Genomic DNA, 14,101 nt, shown 5'->3' on the forward strand with positions numbered 1-14,101 from the left:
GGCCCCATGAACCGCGAGCAGGACCTCTATCCCCCGATCAAGGCGCTTTTGGAGCGTCAGGGATACACCGTCAAAGGAGAAGTGGGCGCTGCCGATATCGTCGCGATGCGCGAAGACGAGCCGCCTGTGATTGTCGAGCTCAAGCTCAGGTTCACGCTGTCCCTGTTCCATCAGGCAATTGCCCGCCTGAAACTCACGGATCAGGTCTATATCGGGGTCAGCAAACCCACCGGGCGCACGGCCCGGCGGGCGCTCAGGGACAATCTGGCGCTGTGCCGCAGGCTTGGTCTGGGTCTGATCACCGTACGTACCGATGGCACGGTCGAGGTGCAATGCGATCCGGGCCCCTATGCGCCGCGCAAGGACAAGGCCAGGGCAGCGCGGCTGCTGCGCGAATTCGATCGGCTGGAGGGCGACCCCAATTCCGGGGGCGCGACACGCCATGGGATCGTGACGGCCTACCGTCAGGATGCGTTGAAATGCGCCGCCTTTCTGGCCGAACACGGCCCGGCCAAAGGGGCCGAAGTTGCCAGATCGGTGGGTGTCCCGGTTGCCACCCGGTTGATGCGGGAAAATCACTATGGCTGGTTCGAGAAGGTTGAAAAAGGCGTCTACGCTCTTACGTCTGACGGAACAGATGGCTTGAAACACTGGGCCTACAGCTGGGAACAGTCCGACTAGGCCGTTCTCAAAAAAATCCCAAACACCTTGTTGACTCGGCGTTTTAGACTCCCTAGCTATGCGTCGTTATCACTCACACACACCGAGTGCTAACGCCTCGTCGAATGGCGAGGGGAGGATAAACAAAACTTTGAGCCCAAGGAGCTGCAAAGATGGCATTGAAACCGCTTCATGACCGTGTGCTGGTTCGCCGTACCGAAAGCGATGAAAAAACCGCAGGCGGACTGATCATTCCTGACAGCGCAAAAGAAAAGCCCAGCGAAGGCGAAGTCGTCGCAACCGGCGAAGGCGCGCGCAAGGACAGCGGCGAGCTGATCGCAATGGCGGTCAAGGCTGGCGACAAGATCCTGTTCGGCAAATGGTCGGGCACCGAGGTCCAGGTCGACGGCGAAGAGCTGCTGATGATGAAAGAAAGCGACATCATGGGGATCATCGAGTAAGCCCGCGCTTTCTCTGATCTTCCACTAAACACATTTTCTCAAGGAGAAACGACATGGCTGCAAAGGACGTCAAGTTCGACACCGATGCCCGCAACAAGATGCTGAAAGGCGTCAACATTCTGGCGGATGCTGTCAAAGTGACCCTGGGCCCCAAAGGCCGCAACGTGGTTCTGGACAAATCCTTCGGCGCACCGCGCATCACCAAAGACGGTGTTTCGGTTGCCAAGGAAATCGAACTGGAAGACAAGTTCGAAAACATGGGCGCGCAGATGGTGAAAGAAGTCGCCAGCCGCACCAATGACGAAGCCGGCGACGGCACCACCACCGCGACCGTTCTGGCGCAGGCCATCGTAAAAGAAGGCCTGAAGCAGGTTGCAGCGGGCCTGAACCCGATGGACCTGAAGCGCGGCATCGACCTGGCAACCGCCAAAGTTGTCGAAGGTATCCGTGCTGCTTCGCGCGAAGTCAAAGACTCGGCAGAAGTTGCTCAGGTTGGCACCATCTCGGCCAACGGCGAAGCTGAAATTGGCCAGCAGATCGCGGACGCGATGCAGAAGGTTGGCAACGAAGGCGTCATCACCGTCGAAGAAAACAAAGGTCTGGAAACCGAGACCGATGTTGTCGAAGGTATGCAGTTCGACCGCGGCTACCTGTCGCCTTACTTCGTCACCAACGCAGACAAGATGATCGCAGAACTCGACGACTGCATGATCCTGCTGCACGAAAAGAAACTGTCTTCGCTGCAGCCGATGGTTCCGCTGCTCGAGCAGGTGATCCAGTCGCAAAAGCCGCTGCTGATCATTGCAGAAGACGTTGAAGGCGAAGCGCTGGCAACTCTGGTTGTCAACAAACTGCGCGGCGGCCTGAAAATTGCTGCTGTCAAGGCACCGGGCTTCGGCGATCGCCGTAAGGCCATGCTGCAGGACATCGCAATCCTGACCGGCGGTCAGGTGATCAGCGAAGATCTGGGCATGAAGCTTGAGAATGTCACCATGGACATGCTGGGCACCGCCAAGAAGATCGAGATCAGCAAAGACGAAACCACCATCGTCGACGGTGCTGGCGAGAAAGCCGAGATCGAAGCACGTGTTGCTCAGATCCGCACCCAGATCGAAGAAACCTCGTCGGATTACGACCGTGAGAAGCTGCAGGAACGCGTTGCCAAACTGGCAGGCGGTGTTGCCGTTATTCGCGTCGGCGGCATGACCGAAGTTGAAGTGAAAGAGCGTAAGGACCGTGTGGACGATGCTCTGAACGCAACACGCGCAGCCGTTCAGGAAGGCGTCGTTGTAGGCGGAGGTGTTGCTCTGGTTCAGGCCGGTAAAGCACTGGAATCGCTGAAAGGCGCAAACGCTGATCAGGACGCAGGCATCAACATCGTGCGCAAGGCTATCGAAGCGCCGCTGCGCCAGATCGCCGAAAACGCAGGCGTTGACGGTGCGGTTGTTGCAGGCAAAGTGCGCGAATCTTCGGATCCGGCCTTTGGCTTCAACGCTCAGACCGAAGAATATGGCGACATGTTCTCGTTCGGCGTGATCGACCCGGCCAAAGTTGTCCGTACCGCTCTGGAAGATGCGGCATCGGTTGCCGGCCTGCTGGTCACCACCGAAGCGATGGTTGCAGACAAACCGCAAAAAGATGCACCTGCTGGCGGCATGCCCGACATGGGCGGCATGGGCGGCATGATGTAAGCACGTCGAATTCGCCTAAGCGAATTCTGACGACCCCTGACAGGCGTTTGGCTGCAAGGTCAGGCTGTCGAGAGGGGAAGCAAAGTGCTAACGGACGGGGTCGCCTTTTGGCGGCCCCGTTTCATTTCCGATGGCCGCAATGCGGCCATGCCTCCGGCGGGAGTATTTTGGAAAAGATGAAGGCTGGGCCGCGTGTACCCGAAATGTGAGTGTCCAACGCGCCGCCAAGTCGGTATGTGGTTGAAATGCGACTGTTCCTTCTGACCGCCCTGACCATGTGCGCCTTTGCGGCGAACTCCATTCTGAACCGGCTGGCTATCGACAGCGCGTCCAGTGATCCTGCGGGGTTTGCCATTGTCCGGGTCCTGGCGGGGGCGTTGGTTCTGGCTGCACTGGTCCTGCTGCGTAGAGGACATTTGCCCCTTCGCAACCGTAGGCGGGTCATCGGGGCCGGGTCGCTTTCCCTGTATATGATCGGGTTTTCAATTGCCTATCTGACGTTGGATGCGGGGCTGGGCGCGCTTATCCTGTTTGCCGTTGTGCAGATCACTATGTTCGCCGCCAACGCCCTTGCCGGGGCCAATCCCACCCGGCGACAGCTGGCCGGGGCAGCGATTGCACTGGGTGGTCTGGCCTGTGTCCTGTGGCCCACAGGAACAGTGCAGGTCGATCCAACCGGAACCGTTTTGATGCTTGCAGCCGGGATCGGCTGGGCAGCCTATTCACTGGCCGGGCGGTCCGAGCCCGATGCGTTGCAGGGCACGGCCGCAAATTTCATCGTCGCGCTGCCGGTGACCGCGCTGACCCTGATGGCCACAGGGGCAGAGTGGCACATGACCGGATTGGGCTATCTCCTTGCGGCCTTGTCAGGTGGCGTGACCTCGGGTCTGGGATACGCCTTGTGGTATCGCGTTCTGCCCCGGCTGGCACCTTCGACGGCGGCGGTCGTCCAGCTCAGCGTGCCGGTGATCGCGATTGTGGGCGGCGTGGTGCTGTTGGGGGAAAGCGCGGGTGTGCGGCTGCTTGTTGGTGCGGCACTGGTTTTGGGCGGTATCGCGCTGGCTGTCCTGCGACGTCAACGTGGGAAGGGCTTTTAACGCAGGCGCACAGGCTTTATCTGGCGGGTATGAGAATTCTGATCGCCCTGCTTTGTTGCCTTTTTCCCGCCGTGGCCAGCGCGAAATGCGTTGTCCTGCTGCACGGTCTGGCCCGGACCGAGGCGTCATTCAGCGTGATGGAGCAACTGTTCAAAGCGAATGGCTATTCCGTCGTGCGCCCCGGTTACCCATCGACCGAAATCGGTATCCCCGAACTGGCCGAACAAACCATCCCGCAAGCATTTGCAGCCTGCGGCAGTGACACCGTCAATGTCGTTGCGCATTCCATGGGTGGCATCCTGTTGCGATACTGGTTACAGGACCACAGCCCTGAAAACATGGGCCGTGTCGTCATGCTGGGGCCGCCCAATCAGGGTAGCCAGCTGGTCGATGAACTCAGCGCGTGGGAGGTGTTCGGATACCTGAACGGCCCGGCCGGACTGCAACTGGGTACGGGCCCGGATGGTATTCCCAGCCGCCTGCCGCCCGTGGATTTCGAACTGGGGGTCATCGCAGGTGATCAGTCCCTGAACCTCGTGTTTTCATCTCTGATCGACGGCCCGGACGATGGCAAGGTGTCGGTCGAATCCACCAAAGTCGAAGGCATGGCCGATCATCTCGTCTTGCCGGTGACCCACACTTTCATGATGAACAACCCGCAGGTCATGGCACAGGCTCTGCACTTTATCGAATTTGGTCGGTTCGATCCCCAGATCACTTGGCTGGACGGTGTGATGGACGTAATAGACGAGATCTGCATCGGGCAGAATTGCTCGGAACCGGGGGCGGAGCCATCAGAATGACCACATTGGAACTGACATTGACCGGTGCCGAGGTTCTGCTACCGGATGAAGGGCTGTCACGCGCGGAGCTTTCCGTTGCAGGTGGGGTCATTCAGAAAGACGCAACCGGACGGCGGATTGACCTGACCGGGTTTCTTGTTCTGCCAGGTATTGTCGACTTGCACGGCGATGGGTTCGAACGCCATATCGCCCCACGTCGCGGCGCGATGAAGCAGATGAATGAGGGCATTCTGTCGGCCGAGGCCGAACTGGCGGCCAACGGCATCACCACAGCCGTTCTGGCGCAGTTTTACAGCTGGGAAGGCGGCGTGCGCGGCCCGGACTTTGCCGCGCAGGTGTTTGCGGCCATCGCAGCGGTCAAGGGCAGCACGGTCACCGATCTGATCCCGCAATTGCGGTTCGAGACCAATATGCTCGCGGATTACGACGAGCTGGCCCGTCGCATCGCCGATTGGCAGGTGCCATACGTGGTCTTCAATGATCACCTGCCGCATGATCGTTTGGCACAGGGCAAGAAACCACCGCGCCTGACCGGGCAGGCATTGAAGGCCGGACGCAACCCAGAGGCGCATTTTGCGATGCTGCTCGACATGCACGCCCGCAAGGCTGAGGTTCCGGCGGCGCTAGAAGCGCTCTGTTCGGACCTTGCGGACATGGGCGTGCGTCTGGGCAGCCACGATGACGCAACTGCCGAGGCGCGCGCCTGGTGGCGCGGCCAAGGGGTGCGCATTGCCGAGTTTCCCGAAACGCTTGAAGCCGCCGAGGCCGCGCGCGCTGCCGGGGATCACGTCATTCTCGGCTCACCCAATGTGGTCCGCGGCGGCTCGCATAAGGGCAACGCCAGCGCGGTAGAGCTGATTGCGATGGGGCTCTGTGATGCGCTGGCCTCGGACTACCATTATCCCAGTCCACGCCGCGCGGCGCTGATGCTGATCAAAACCGGGCTGCTGGATCTCGCAGGGGCCTGGGCGCTGATCTCATCCGGCCCCGCGCGGGTGCTGGACTTGCAGGACCGGGGCACGCTTGCCGCGGGCAAACGCGCCGATCTGGTAATCCTTGACGCAACCACTCACCGGGTCGCCGCGACATTGGCGGGCGGGCGCGTCAGCTACATGTCAGGGGATATCGCGGCGCGCTTTGTGGGGTGAAACCAGACCGGCTTCACCTTTTTCCAAATACTTTCGCCGAAGGCATCGCGCCGCAGCGCGATATTCTACCGCTTGATCCGGTTGAAATGTCCCATCTTGCGACCAGCCTTGACCTCGGCCTTGCCGTAAAGATGCAGCGCGACGTCCCGTTCGCGCGCCAGCTCGGGCACACGGTCCATATCGTCGCCAATCAGGTTCTCCATCACCACATCCGAGTGGCGCTGCCCGTCGCCCAACGGCCAACCCGCCACCGCGCGGATGTGCTGTTCGAACTGATCCACGGCGCAGCCATTCTGCGTCCAGTGGCCCGAATTATGCACGCGCGGCGCGATCTCGTTCACGATCAGCCCGCCGGGTGTCACGAACAGCTCAACGCCCATGACACCGACATATTCCAGCGCGTTCAGGATATTGGCCGCCAGCAGGATGGCATCGGTGCGCTGGGCAGGGGACAGTCGTGCAGGGATGGTGGTGGTGTGCAGGATGCCGTCGCGGTGCACATTCTCACCCGGGTCGAAACAGGCCACCTGACCGTCCAGTCCCCGCGCTGCAATGATCGAAACCTCGTGTGAGAAATCAACGAACCCCTCCAGAAGGGCAGGCGCACCAGCCATATCGACCAGCGCGGCCTCGGCATCCCGGGGGGTGCGCAATCTGGCTTGTCCTTTGCCGTCATAGCCAAAGCGGCGGGTCTTCAGGATGGCGGGCGTGCCGATTTCTTCGATGGCCGCATTCAGGCTGTCCAGATCGGTGATATCCGCAAACGGAGCCGTTGTCAGGCCAAGCCCTTGCAGGAACGTCTTCTCGGTCAGGCGGTCCTGACTGACCCTCAATGCCTCACGCCCGGGACGAATGGGGCGATGGGCTTCCAGAATATCCAATGCCTCGGTCGGGATGTTCTCGAACTCATAGGTGATGACGTCCACCGCATCGGCGAAGGCCGTCAAGGCGTCGATATCGTCGTAGGCCGCTGTCGTAACCCGATCCGCAACCTGCCCGGCAGGCGGGTTTGCGCCCGGCTCGTAGATGTGGCTGACAAACCCCAGCCGAGAGGCCGCCACCGACAGCATCCGGCCCAGCTGGCCGCCACCCAGAATCCCGATCACTGCACCTTGGGCGAGCATCTCCGCCATCGTCAATTCTCCAAACGTTTTCCAATTGCGCCAAGCGCCGCTCTCAGCGCCTCATGCGCGCCCTGTTCGATCAGGGTGCCCGTCATTTGCAGGCTCAAAGTACCTTCGGTCGCCAAAGCGTCGCGCTCCTGTGCCAACCGCCCGGCTGTGTTTTTTTCCATCGCGGCGAGAAAACCCGCCATCAACTGCGTGGTATAGAACTCGGCCCCGTCCGCATCGCCGGTTACGTCACCCAGCCATTCGGCCCCGGTGGCCATCAGATCCAGAATGCCGGGAACCATGGCACAAATGGCAAAATGCGCGTTCAGCGCCACCTCATCCGCAACCTTGACCACGGGGTTTTCCGGCTCAAACAGCTCGGCCAGCAAGCGGTCATTGCCGAACGCCGCCATCGGACAGCCACCGGACTGCAAGAACCCCAGTGGGATGGTTTGGACGAAATCCGACGCAGGGGCGCAAAGCTTGGCCAAATCCTCGGCGGAAACGGCCGCCATCACCGACACGACCTGCTGATCGGCGCGAAAGGTCAGGGGAGTCAGAACCTCGGCCGCGATATGCGGGCGCAGGCACAGAAACACGATGTCCGAGGTGTCAATCACCGCCTGCGGCGGCGCGATAGTCACGCCCAGTTCGGCCTTCAGGGCGGTCGAGACCTCGGCGTTGCGTTCGGTCACGCTGATCTCATGCCCTTTGGCGGCCATCAGCCGCGCAATCGGCGCGGCGATATGCCCGGTGCCGATAAACCCAATCCGGCTCATCTCTGCGGTTCCTCGGGGATCGAGGCTGACAAGGCCTCGCGCCAGGCATCCAGCCGCGCGGCCAGGGCCTCATCCTGCAAGGCCAGAATGCCCGCTGCCATCAGGCCCGCATTGGCCCCGCCAGCGGACCCGATTGCCATAGTCGCCACGGGAAAGCCCTTGGGCATCTGCACAATGGAATACAGCGAATCCACGCCCGACAGGGCCCGCGTCTGAACAGGCACGCCAATCACCGGTACGCGTGTTTTCGAGGCCATCATACCCGGCAGATGTGCCGCTCCGCCAGCGCCCGCGATGATCACCTGCAACCCGCGCGACACGGCGGTCTTGCCATAGTCCCACAACCGGTCCGGGGTGCGATGGGCCGAAACGATACGCGCCTCATAAGCGATGCCCAGTTCATCCAGAATATCTGCGGCTTCCTTCATCGTGGGCCAGTCCGACTGGCTGCCCATGATGATCCCCACTGTCACATCGCTCATCCGCTTATGTCCCCGCGCTCAGAAAGAGCGCGCACTATAGCCAAATCCGCTTTTGTGGCAATGCGGTACAGGGCGTTCAGGCAATGATATCGGGGGTCAGGCGATCTTCGATCAGGCGGATGAAGTCTTTCAGGCGCAGTTTTTCCTTTTTCAGACGCCGAAGGGTCAACTGATCAGCCGTTCCTTTTTCATGCAGCGCCTCGATCGCCTCATCAAGGTCGCGGTGCTGGCGGCGGAAAACCTCCAACTCAACCCGCAGAACTTCTTCGGTTTTCATCGAAAGGTCGGTGGGCGCGTTCATTGGCGACTCGGGCTTGTTGTGGTGCTTGCCCAACAAGATAGTGTGTCAGACGTTATCGCGCCAGACCTTGTGGACATCCTGGTTTCTTCCCATATTCTATAACAAGCGGTTGCCGGAACGGGACCGCGCACCACGTCGCTTTGACAATAAAGGACGAAAATACGTGTCGAAACTTACTCTTGGCTCATACCCGCATCTTTTGGGGTTCGAGCAGCTGGAACGCCTTCTGGAACGGTCTGCCAAGGCCGGTAACGAAGGATACCCGCCCTATAACATCGAACAGACCTCGGACTTTTCCTACCGCATCACCCTTGCGGTGGCCGGGTTCGCCGAAGAGGATCTGTCGATCACCATCGAGGATCGCCAACTGGTGATCCGGGGCCGTCAGCGCGACGACAGCGAGGGGCGCATCTTCCTGCACCGTGGTATCGCGGCGCGTCAGTTTCAGCGCATGTTCGTGCTGGCCGACGGGGTCGAGGTGGGCGAGGCGATCATGGAAAACGGTCTTCTGCATGTGGATCTGACCCGCGCCGTGCCGGAAACCGTGGTTCAGACAATCAACATACGGAAGGGGTAAGAGCAATGAATACACCGATTGAAATCAACACCGAAGGCGATCGTATCGTCTATGTGAAAACAGTCGACGTTGCCGATCTGCCGCGTGATCTGCGCGATCAGGCAGGTGATCTGGATCACCTTTATGCCGTGCACGATTCCGATGGGCAGCAACTGGCGCTTGTGGCCGACCGCAAGCTGGCCTTTGTTCTAGCCCGTCAGCACGACCTGTCACCTGTGGCCGTTCACTGAACGGCCCCTTTGTCCCGGTGGGGCTGTAACGTTCCCCTCAACACACGCGCATCGGCGAAACTGCCGCTTTTAACCTGTAACGGAGCCGACTGCATGAGCTGGTTTGAATTCGACTGGGTAGACGCCTTCACCAATCGTGCATTTGGCGGCAACGGTTGTGCCGTGGTCCACGGCGGCGCGGGTCTCTCGGCCGAGGTCTGCATGGCCTATGTGCTCGAAACCTCTCTGGTCGAATGCACATTCACCGGCCCGTCCGACGTGGCCGACATCCGCGTCCGGTATTTTCTGGCCAGCCGCGAAATTCCCTTTGCCGGGCACCCGACGATTGCCACCGTAGCGGCGATGCGGTCGCGCGGCATGATCTCCGGCGATAACCTGACGCTGGAAACCGGCGCTGGCATTGTTTCGATCGGATTGCAGGGCGAACAGATTGAGATGACGCAGGTCGCACCGCAATTTGGTGCGCATGTGCCAGCCGATCTGGTGGCAAAGGCGATCAGCCTGCCGCAAGAAGCCATCATCTCGCCACCCCGGATGGTTTCAACCGGCTTGCCCTTCTGTATTACCGTTCTGCGCGATCATGACGCTTTGCGCGCGGCCCGCCTGTCCGAGGACGCGCTGCGCAAAGTGGCTGTGACGGCAGGGTATTCCGGCTCGGACATGGCCGAGCCTTTCCTCGTGACGCTCCAAGGGGCCACCGACGCGGGCGATACGTTCTCGCGCCTGCTCATGGCCCCGCCCAGCCCGCCCGAGGATCCGTTTACCGGGTCTGCCACCGGGGCCATGGCGGCTTATCTGTGGAAATACGGGCTGATGACCAAAGACAGTTTCGTTGCTGAACAGGGGCACGATATGGGTCGCCCCGGCCAGGCCGTTGTCACGCGCGTTGGCCCCACCGATGCGATGACGGGAATCAAGGTAGCCGGTCAGGGGCATATCCTGATGCGCGGGCAGGTTGATCTGCCAGGAGCCACCCAGTAGCCGAACCGTTCCCGTCCCCAGGGACTGCCCGGAACACCTCAGACTATCAAAACAAAAACGGCCCCCGAAAACCGGAGGCCGCTGTGTTTCATTCATCTGGTTCAGCCTGCTGCGATCAGGCCCATGCTTTCCAGCTTCAGCAGCACCTGATGAGCGCAGTTGTCGACCTCGACATTTTCGGTCTCGACACGCAATTCAGGGTTCTGAGGCACGTCATACGGGTCCGAGATACCGGTGAATTCCTTGATCTTGCCTTCGCGCGCCAGCTTGTACAGACCCTTGCGGTCGCGCCGCTCACATTCTTCGATGGTGGTCGCAACATGCACTTCGCAGAAGGCACCGAACTGCTCGATCTCTTCGCGTACCGCGCGGCGCGTGGTGGCATAAGGTGCGATCGGCGCGCAGATGGCGATGCCGCCGTTCTTGGTGATCTCGGATGCGACATATCCGATCCGGCGGATGTTCAGGTCGCGATGCTCTTTCGAGAAACCCAGTTCGGATGACAGGTTTTTCCGCACGATATCGCCATCCAGCAACGTGACCGGACGGCCCCCCATCTCCATCAGCTTGACCATAAGCGCGTTGGCGATGGTGGACTTGCCCGAGCCCGAGAAGCCGGTGAAGAACACGGTAAAGCCCTGTTGGCTGCGTGGCGGCTTGGTCTTGCGCAGCTCGGCCACCACTTCGGGAAAGCTGAACCATTCGGGGATTTCCAGACCCTCGGCCAGACGGCGGCGCAGCTCGGTGCCCGAGATGTTCAGGATCGTGACATTGTCCTTGTCCAGAATCTCGTCATTCGGCTCGTATTGCGCGCGTTCCTGCACATAGACCATGTGCTTGAAATCGACCATCTCGACGCCGATCTCGTCCTGGAACTGGCGGAACAGATCCTGCGCGTCATAGGGGCCATAGAAATCTTCACCGGCCGAGTTCTTGCCCGGGCCCGCGTGATCGCGGCCCACGATGAAATGGGTGCAGCCATGGTTGGCACGGATCAGCCCGTGCCAGACCGCCTCGCGCGGGCCAGCCATGCGCATCGCCAGATTCAGCAGGCTCATCGAGGTGGTGGACGCGGGATACTTGTCCAGCACCGCCTCATAGCAGCGCACGCGGGTAAAGTGGTCTACGTCGCCCGGCTTGGTCATGCCCACGACCGGGTGGATCAGCAGGTTGGCCTGCGCTTCCTTGGCGGCGCGGAAGGTCAGCTCCTGATGCGCACGGTGCAGGGGGTTGCGGGTCTGGAAGGCCACGATCCGGCGCCAGCCCAGCTTGCGGAAATAGGCGCGCAGCTCGTTCGGCGTGTCGCGGCGACCGCGGAAGTCATAGTGAACAGGCTGCTGGATGCCCACGACAGGGCCACCCAGATAGACCTTGCCCGCCACATTGTGCAGATAGTTCACAGCCGGGTGGGCATCGTCATCGGCACCAAAAACCTTCTCGGCCTCGCGGGCCTTGTTCGGGGTCCAGCGGTCAGTGACCGTCATGGTGCCCAGAATCACGCCTTCCTGATCGCGCAGCGCGATATCCTGACCTAGTTCGATCTTGTCCGCAAAATCTTCGCTGACGTCCAGCGTGATGGGCATCGGCCAAAGCGTGCCATCAGCCAGACGCATGTTTTCGACGACATTGTCGTAATCGGCTTCGCTCAGGAAACCTTTGAGCGGGTTGAAACCGCCATTCATCAGCAGTTCCAGATCACAGATCTGGCGCGGGCTCAGATCCCAGCTGGTCAGGTCGGCGGCTTCGACCTTCAGTTTCTGGGCCGAGTCATACGACACATAAAGTTCGGGAATGGGGGCCAGATTGCTTAACATCGTCATCTGAATACTCTTATCGCAGTGTTGTGTTGCCAGTGATTCAAGGGCGTTTTCGGGGCATTTGCACCGACTGTTGGGCGAAGTCCACTGGCGTCAATGAAACAAAGGACGATATGCGCTGATTTCTCGCGGATTGGAAGGAATTTCCAACTATGAAATCAAAATGATGATCTCGTTCCTTGGGGCGTATATATTCCGATCATGCAAGGTATGACTGTTCCTGTTTTCGCGTGTGCGGCGCAAGCCCGGACGCGCGGGTGACTGGCAGGGCGGGAATCGGATCGGCAACGCCGCGCAGCTGGAACATCCGGATACCCTCCGGCGGCAGGTTCATACCCGCAGCCTTCAACACCTCTTGCGAGACCAGCAACTCGACCCCCAAGGCCTTGGTTTCGCTTTCCAGTCGGCTGGCCACATTGACGGCGTCGCCGATGATCGTTCTCGCGGCATGTCCCTGCGCGCCAATCTCACCCAGCACCAGATCACCAAGGTGTAAGCCCATTCCGATGCGAATGCCGGGGCTGCCTTCGGCCTCAAGCTGCTCGTTGAACCGGTCAAGGGCATGGCTGATATCTATCGCAGCCTTCAACCCCGCGCTGGCGGATGCGGCCGCATCGGGTTTCTCGAAAACCGCCAGCAACCCGTCGCCCATATACTTGTCCACGACACCGCCGTCCTTGGTGATGGCAGGTACGACGGCGTCGAAGAACCGGTTCAGCAGGAACACGATATCATAGGGCAGCTGACCCGTCGTGCGGGCGGTAAATCCGCGCATGTCCAGAAACAGCACGGCCAGTTTCCGTTCCTGCCCCTGACTGGCATGCCCGCGAACGCGCCCGCCATCCGGTTGAAAAACGCGGAAAACAGTGGTCGGTTCCGTCGGGCGGATCTGGCAGGCCAGCCGTGTCTGCGGTGAGGCGCCGACAGCGGCGAGGCTGCGGGCCTCGACATCGCCGGGCGGGGGTAGGGCGTTAGCGCCTTCCTCGATGATGACGCGGCATGTGGTGCAGCGTCCCTTCCCGCCGCACAAGGCCGTATGGGGCACACTATGTGCCTGCGAAATCTCAAGCAAGGTCATGCCCTTTTCGGCATCCACCTCGGGCCCGTTGCTGTAACTTACCCGCACCGAATGCCTGCGCCGCCACAGCTTGCGCCCGATATACACAAGACCCGTGGCCGCCAAGGCGAGCCAGAACGCCAAAAGGGCATTATCCTTGACGGTGAACATGGTCTGGAACGCCTCGGGCGAGGGCCAGTTGTAATGCTCGATATATTGTTCCCGCAGAAACTCATCCGCGAATTCCAACCAAATGCGGCGGCCCTCGGTCAGCAGACCGGCCAAGGCGAACATGGGGATGAAGACGGCAACACCGATCAGATAGGGTACGGCGCTGGACCACCATTTCGTCAGCCGTAACCACATATGCAGCCCGATACAGCCATGCACCCAGACGATCAGCAACAACGCGCTTTGCATCCAAATTACGATGTTAGGCCACATCAGGATGATGATGTACCCCATCTCGTCATTGACGTCGTAAATCTCGTGCGCGACCCGGGTCTGAATGACATGCGAGATCAGCTGCAAAGGTATCAGCAGACCCAGAACAATCTGCAACGCCGTGCTGAACGGCATGCGCAGGGTCCGGCGTTGTGCGATCGAAGCCAGGGCCAGACCGGCATGTGTGAACAACGCCGCATAAAGCAGCAGGCTCATAAAACTGTGCCGCGTCACCGCTGTTCGACCGTCCTGCATCCCGTGCAGATAATCGGTGTGAAACAGGCCCAGTCCGATGTTGATGAAATGGAAGAAAGCGAAAGCAAACAGAACCAACCCGCTGCCGATCCGAAGCCGGGTTGCCCAACCGCCACGCCACAAAGCGCTCTTCAAGAATACCACCTGTATCGCTGTTCGCCTTGGTTGGACTTTGCGAGGACGTTCGCGGTCAGGTCAAGGCTTCG

General features: G+C 60.4%; 15 protein-coding genes. 9 read left to right on the forward strand and 6 right to left on the reverse strand.

All coding sequences use genetic code 11. The features are described from left to right. Positions 1–6 precede the first annotated feature (6 nt). From ACR0DY_RS09760 to ACR0DY_RS09785, 6 genes are all read left to right on the forward strand, one after another. Positions 7–681, forward strand: a complete 675-nt coding sequence (locus ACR0DY_RS09760) for a DUF2161 domain-containing phosphodiesterase (protein ID WP_480482260.1) — start codon at positions 7–9, stop codon at positions 679–681. Between the two features lie 152 nt (positions 682–833). Further along, on the forward strand, positions 834–1,121 hold the full coding sequence (gene groES / locus ACR0DY_RS09765) for a co-chaperone GroES (protein WP_170536247.1): 288 nt from the start codon (positions 834–836) through the stop codon (positions 1,119–1,121). A gap of 53 nt (positions 1,122–1,174) precedes the next feature. Then, positions 1,175–2,812 carry a chaperonin GroEL gene (gene groL, locus ACR0DY_RS09770; protein WP_267362982.1) on the forward strand — a complete coding sequence of 546 codons (1,638 nt, stop codon included), beginning with the start codon at positions 1,175–1,177 and terminating at the stop codon, positions 2,810–2,812. 245 nt (positions 2,813–3,057) lie between these two features. After that, the gene (locus ACR0DY_RS09775) at positions 3,058–3,909 is read left to right on the forward strand and encodes a DMT family transporter (protein WP_480546142.1); all 852 of its coding nucleotides are present in this window, start codon (positions 3,058–3,060) and stop codon (positions 3,907–3,909) included. A gap of 29 nt (positions 3,910–3,938) precedes the next feature. Further along, positions 3,939–4,712, forward strand: coding sequence for an alpha/beta fold hydrolase (locus ACR0DY_RS09780; RefSeq protein ID WP_480546141.1), 774 nt, complete (start codon positions 3,939–3,941; stop codon positions 4,710–4,712). Further along, the gene (locus tag ACR0DY_RS09785) at positions 4,709–5,860 is read left to right on the forward strand and encodes an alpha-D-ribose 1-methylphosphonate 5-triphosphate diphosphatase (protein WP_480546140.1); all 1,152 of its coding nucleotides are present in this window, start codon (positions 4,709–4,711) and stop codon (positions 5,858–5,860) included. Before ACR0DY_RS09780 ends, ACR0DY_RS09785 begins: the two co-directional genes overlap by 4 nt. A 65-nt stretch (positions 5,861–5,925) precedes the next feature. Here ACR0DY_RS09785 and ACR0DY_RS09790 read toward each other — a convergent pair whose 3' ends face one another. The 4 genes from ACR0DY_RS09790 to ACR0DY_RS09805 all read right to left on the reverse strand — a co-directional run bounded on the left by ACR0DY_RS09790 (position 5,926) and on the right by ACR0DY_RS09805 (position 8,534). Next, positions 5,926–6,993, reverse strand: coding sequence for a 5-(carboxyamino)imidazole ribonucleotide synthase (locus ACR0DY_RS09790; RefSeq protein ID WP_480898182.1), 1,068 nt, complete (start codon positions 6,991–6,993; stop codon positions 5,926–5,928). Between the two features lie 2 nt (positions 6,994–6,995). Beyond that, a complete protein-coding gene (locus ACR0DY_RS09795) occupies positions 6,996–7,751 on the reverse strand; it encodes an NAD(P)-binding domain-containing protein (RefSeq protein WP_480898184.1) in 756 nt (251 codons plus the stop codon). Then, positions 7,748–8,233, reverse strand: coding sequence for a 5-(carboxyamino)imidazole ribonucleotide mutase (purE, locus tag ACR0DY_RS09800; RefSeq protein WP_480898186.1), 486 nt, complete (start codon positions 8,231–8,233; stop codon positions 7,748–7,750). Before purE ends, ACR0DY_RS09795 begins: the two co-directional genes overlap by 4 nt. A 76-nt stretch (positions 8,234–8,309) precedes the next feature. Further along, on the reverse strand, positions 8,310–8,534 hold the full coding sequence (locus ACR0DY_RS09805; RefSeq protein ID WP_267362973.1) for a YdcH family protein: 225 nt from the start codon (positions 8,532–8,534) through the stop codon (positions 8,310–8,312). 163 nt (positions 8,535–8,697) lie between these two features. Here ACR0DY_RS09805 and ACR0DY_RS09810 point away from each other — a divergent pair, with 163 nt between their 5' ends. The 3 genes from ACR0DY_RS09810 to ACR0DY_RS09820 all read left to right on the forward strand — a co-directional run bounded on the left by ACR0DY_RS09810 (position 8,698) and on the right by ACR0DY_RS09820 (position 10,322). Continuing rightward, a complete protein-coding gene (locus ACR0DY_RS09810; RefSeq protein WP_058275530.1) occupies positions 8,698–9,111 on the forward strand; it encodes an Hsp20 family protein in 414 nt (137 codons plus the stop codon). Positions 9,112–9,116: 5 nt separating this feature from the next. Further along, complete coding sequence (locus ACR0DY_RS09815; protein ID WP_209504776.1) at positions 9,117–9,341, forward strand: DUF1150 family protein; 225 nt, start codon at positions 9,117–9,119, stop codon at positions 9,339–9,341. A gap of 93 nt (positions 9,342–9,434) precedes the next feature. Then, positions 9,435–10,322 (forward strand): PhzF family phenazine biosynthesis protein, encoded by an 888-nt coding sequence (locus ACR0DY_RS09820; RefSeq protein WP_480898188.1) that lies wholly within the window; start codon positions 9,435–9,437, stop codon positions 10,320–10,322. A gap of 101 nt (positions 10,323–10,423) precedes the next feature. Here ACR0DY_RS09820 and ACR0DY_RS09825 read toward each other — a convergent pair whose 3' ends face one another. Both ACR0DY_RS09825 and ACR0DY_RS09830 read right to left on the reverse strand, forming a co-directional pair. Continuing rightward, the gene (locus ACR0DY_RS09825; protein WP_267362968.1) at positions 10,424–12,142 is read right to left on the reverse strand and encodes a bifunctional sulfate adenylyltransferase/adenylylsulfate kinase; all 1,719 of its coding nucleotides are present in this window, start codon (positions 12,140–12,142) and stop codon (positions 10,424–10,426) included. Positions 12,143–12,338: 196 nt separating this feature from the next. Continuing rightward, positions 12,339–14,030: an adenylate/guanylate cyclase domain-containing protein gene (locus ACR0DY_RS09830; RefSeq protein WP_480482242.1), complete on the reverse strand. Its 1,692-nt coding sequence runs from the start codon at positions 14,028–14,030 to the stop codon at positions 12,339–12,341. Between the last annotated feature and the right edge of the window lie 71 nt (positions 14,031–14,101).

Source organism: Ruegeria sp. O6 (assembly GCF_056535045.1).

Coding starts and splice junctions, on each gene's coding strand:
- ACR0DY_RS09760 (WP_480482260.1), top strand. CDS start 7: ATGAACCGCGAGCAGGACCTCTATCCCCCGATCAAGGCGCTTTTGGAG.
- groES (WP_170536247.1), top strand. CDS start 834: ATGGCATTGAAACCGCTTCATGACCGTGTGCTGGTTCGCCGTACCGAA.
- groL (WP_267362982.1), top strand. CDS start 1,175: ATGGCTGCAAAGGACGTCAAGTTCGACACCGATGCCCGCAACAAGATG.
- ACR0DY_RS09775 (WP_480546142.1), top strand. CDS start 3,058: ATGCGACTGTTCCTTCTGACCGCCCTGACCATGTGCGCCTTTGCGGCG.
- ACR0DY_RS09780 (WP_480546141.1), top strand. CDS start 3,939: ATGAGAATTCTGATCGCCCTGCTTTGTTGCCTTTTTCCCGCCGTGGCC.
- ACR0DY_RS09785 (WP_480546140.1), top strand. CDS start 4,709: ATGACCACATTGGAACTGACATTGACCGGTGCCGAGGTTCTGCTACCG.
- ACR0DY_RS09790 (WP_480898182.1), bottom strand. CDS start 6,993: ATGGCGGAGATGCTCGCCCAAGGTGCAGTGATCGGGATTCTGGGTGGC.
- ACR0DY_RS09795 (WP_480898184.1), bottom strand. CDS start 7,751: ATGAGCCGGATTGGGTTTATCGGCACCGGGCATATCGCCGCGCCGATT.
- purE (WP_480898186.1), bottom strand. CDS start 8,233: ATGAGCGATGTGACAGTGGGGATCATCATGGGCAGCCAGTCGGACTGG.
- ACR0DY_RS09805 (WP_267362973.1), bottom strand. CDS start 8,534: ATGAACGCGCCCACCGACCTTTCGATGAAAACCGAAGAAGTTCTGCGG.
- ACR0DY_RS09815 (WP_209504776.1), top strand. CDS start 9,117: ATGAATACACCGATTGAAATCAACACCGAAGGCGATCGTATCGTCTAT.
- ACR0DY_RS09820 (WP_480898188.1), top strand. CDS start 9,435: ATGAGCTGGTTTGAATTCGACTGGGTAGACGCCTTCACCAATCGTGCA.
- ACR0DY_RS09825 (WP_267362968.1), bottom strand. CDS start 12,142: ATGACGATGTTAAGCAATCTGGCCCCCATTCCCGAACTTTATGTGTCG.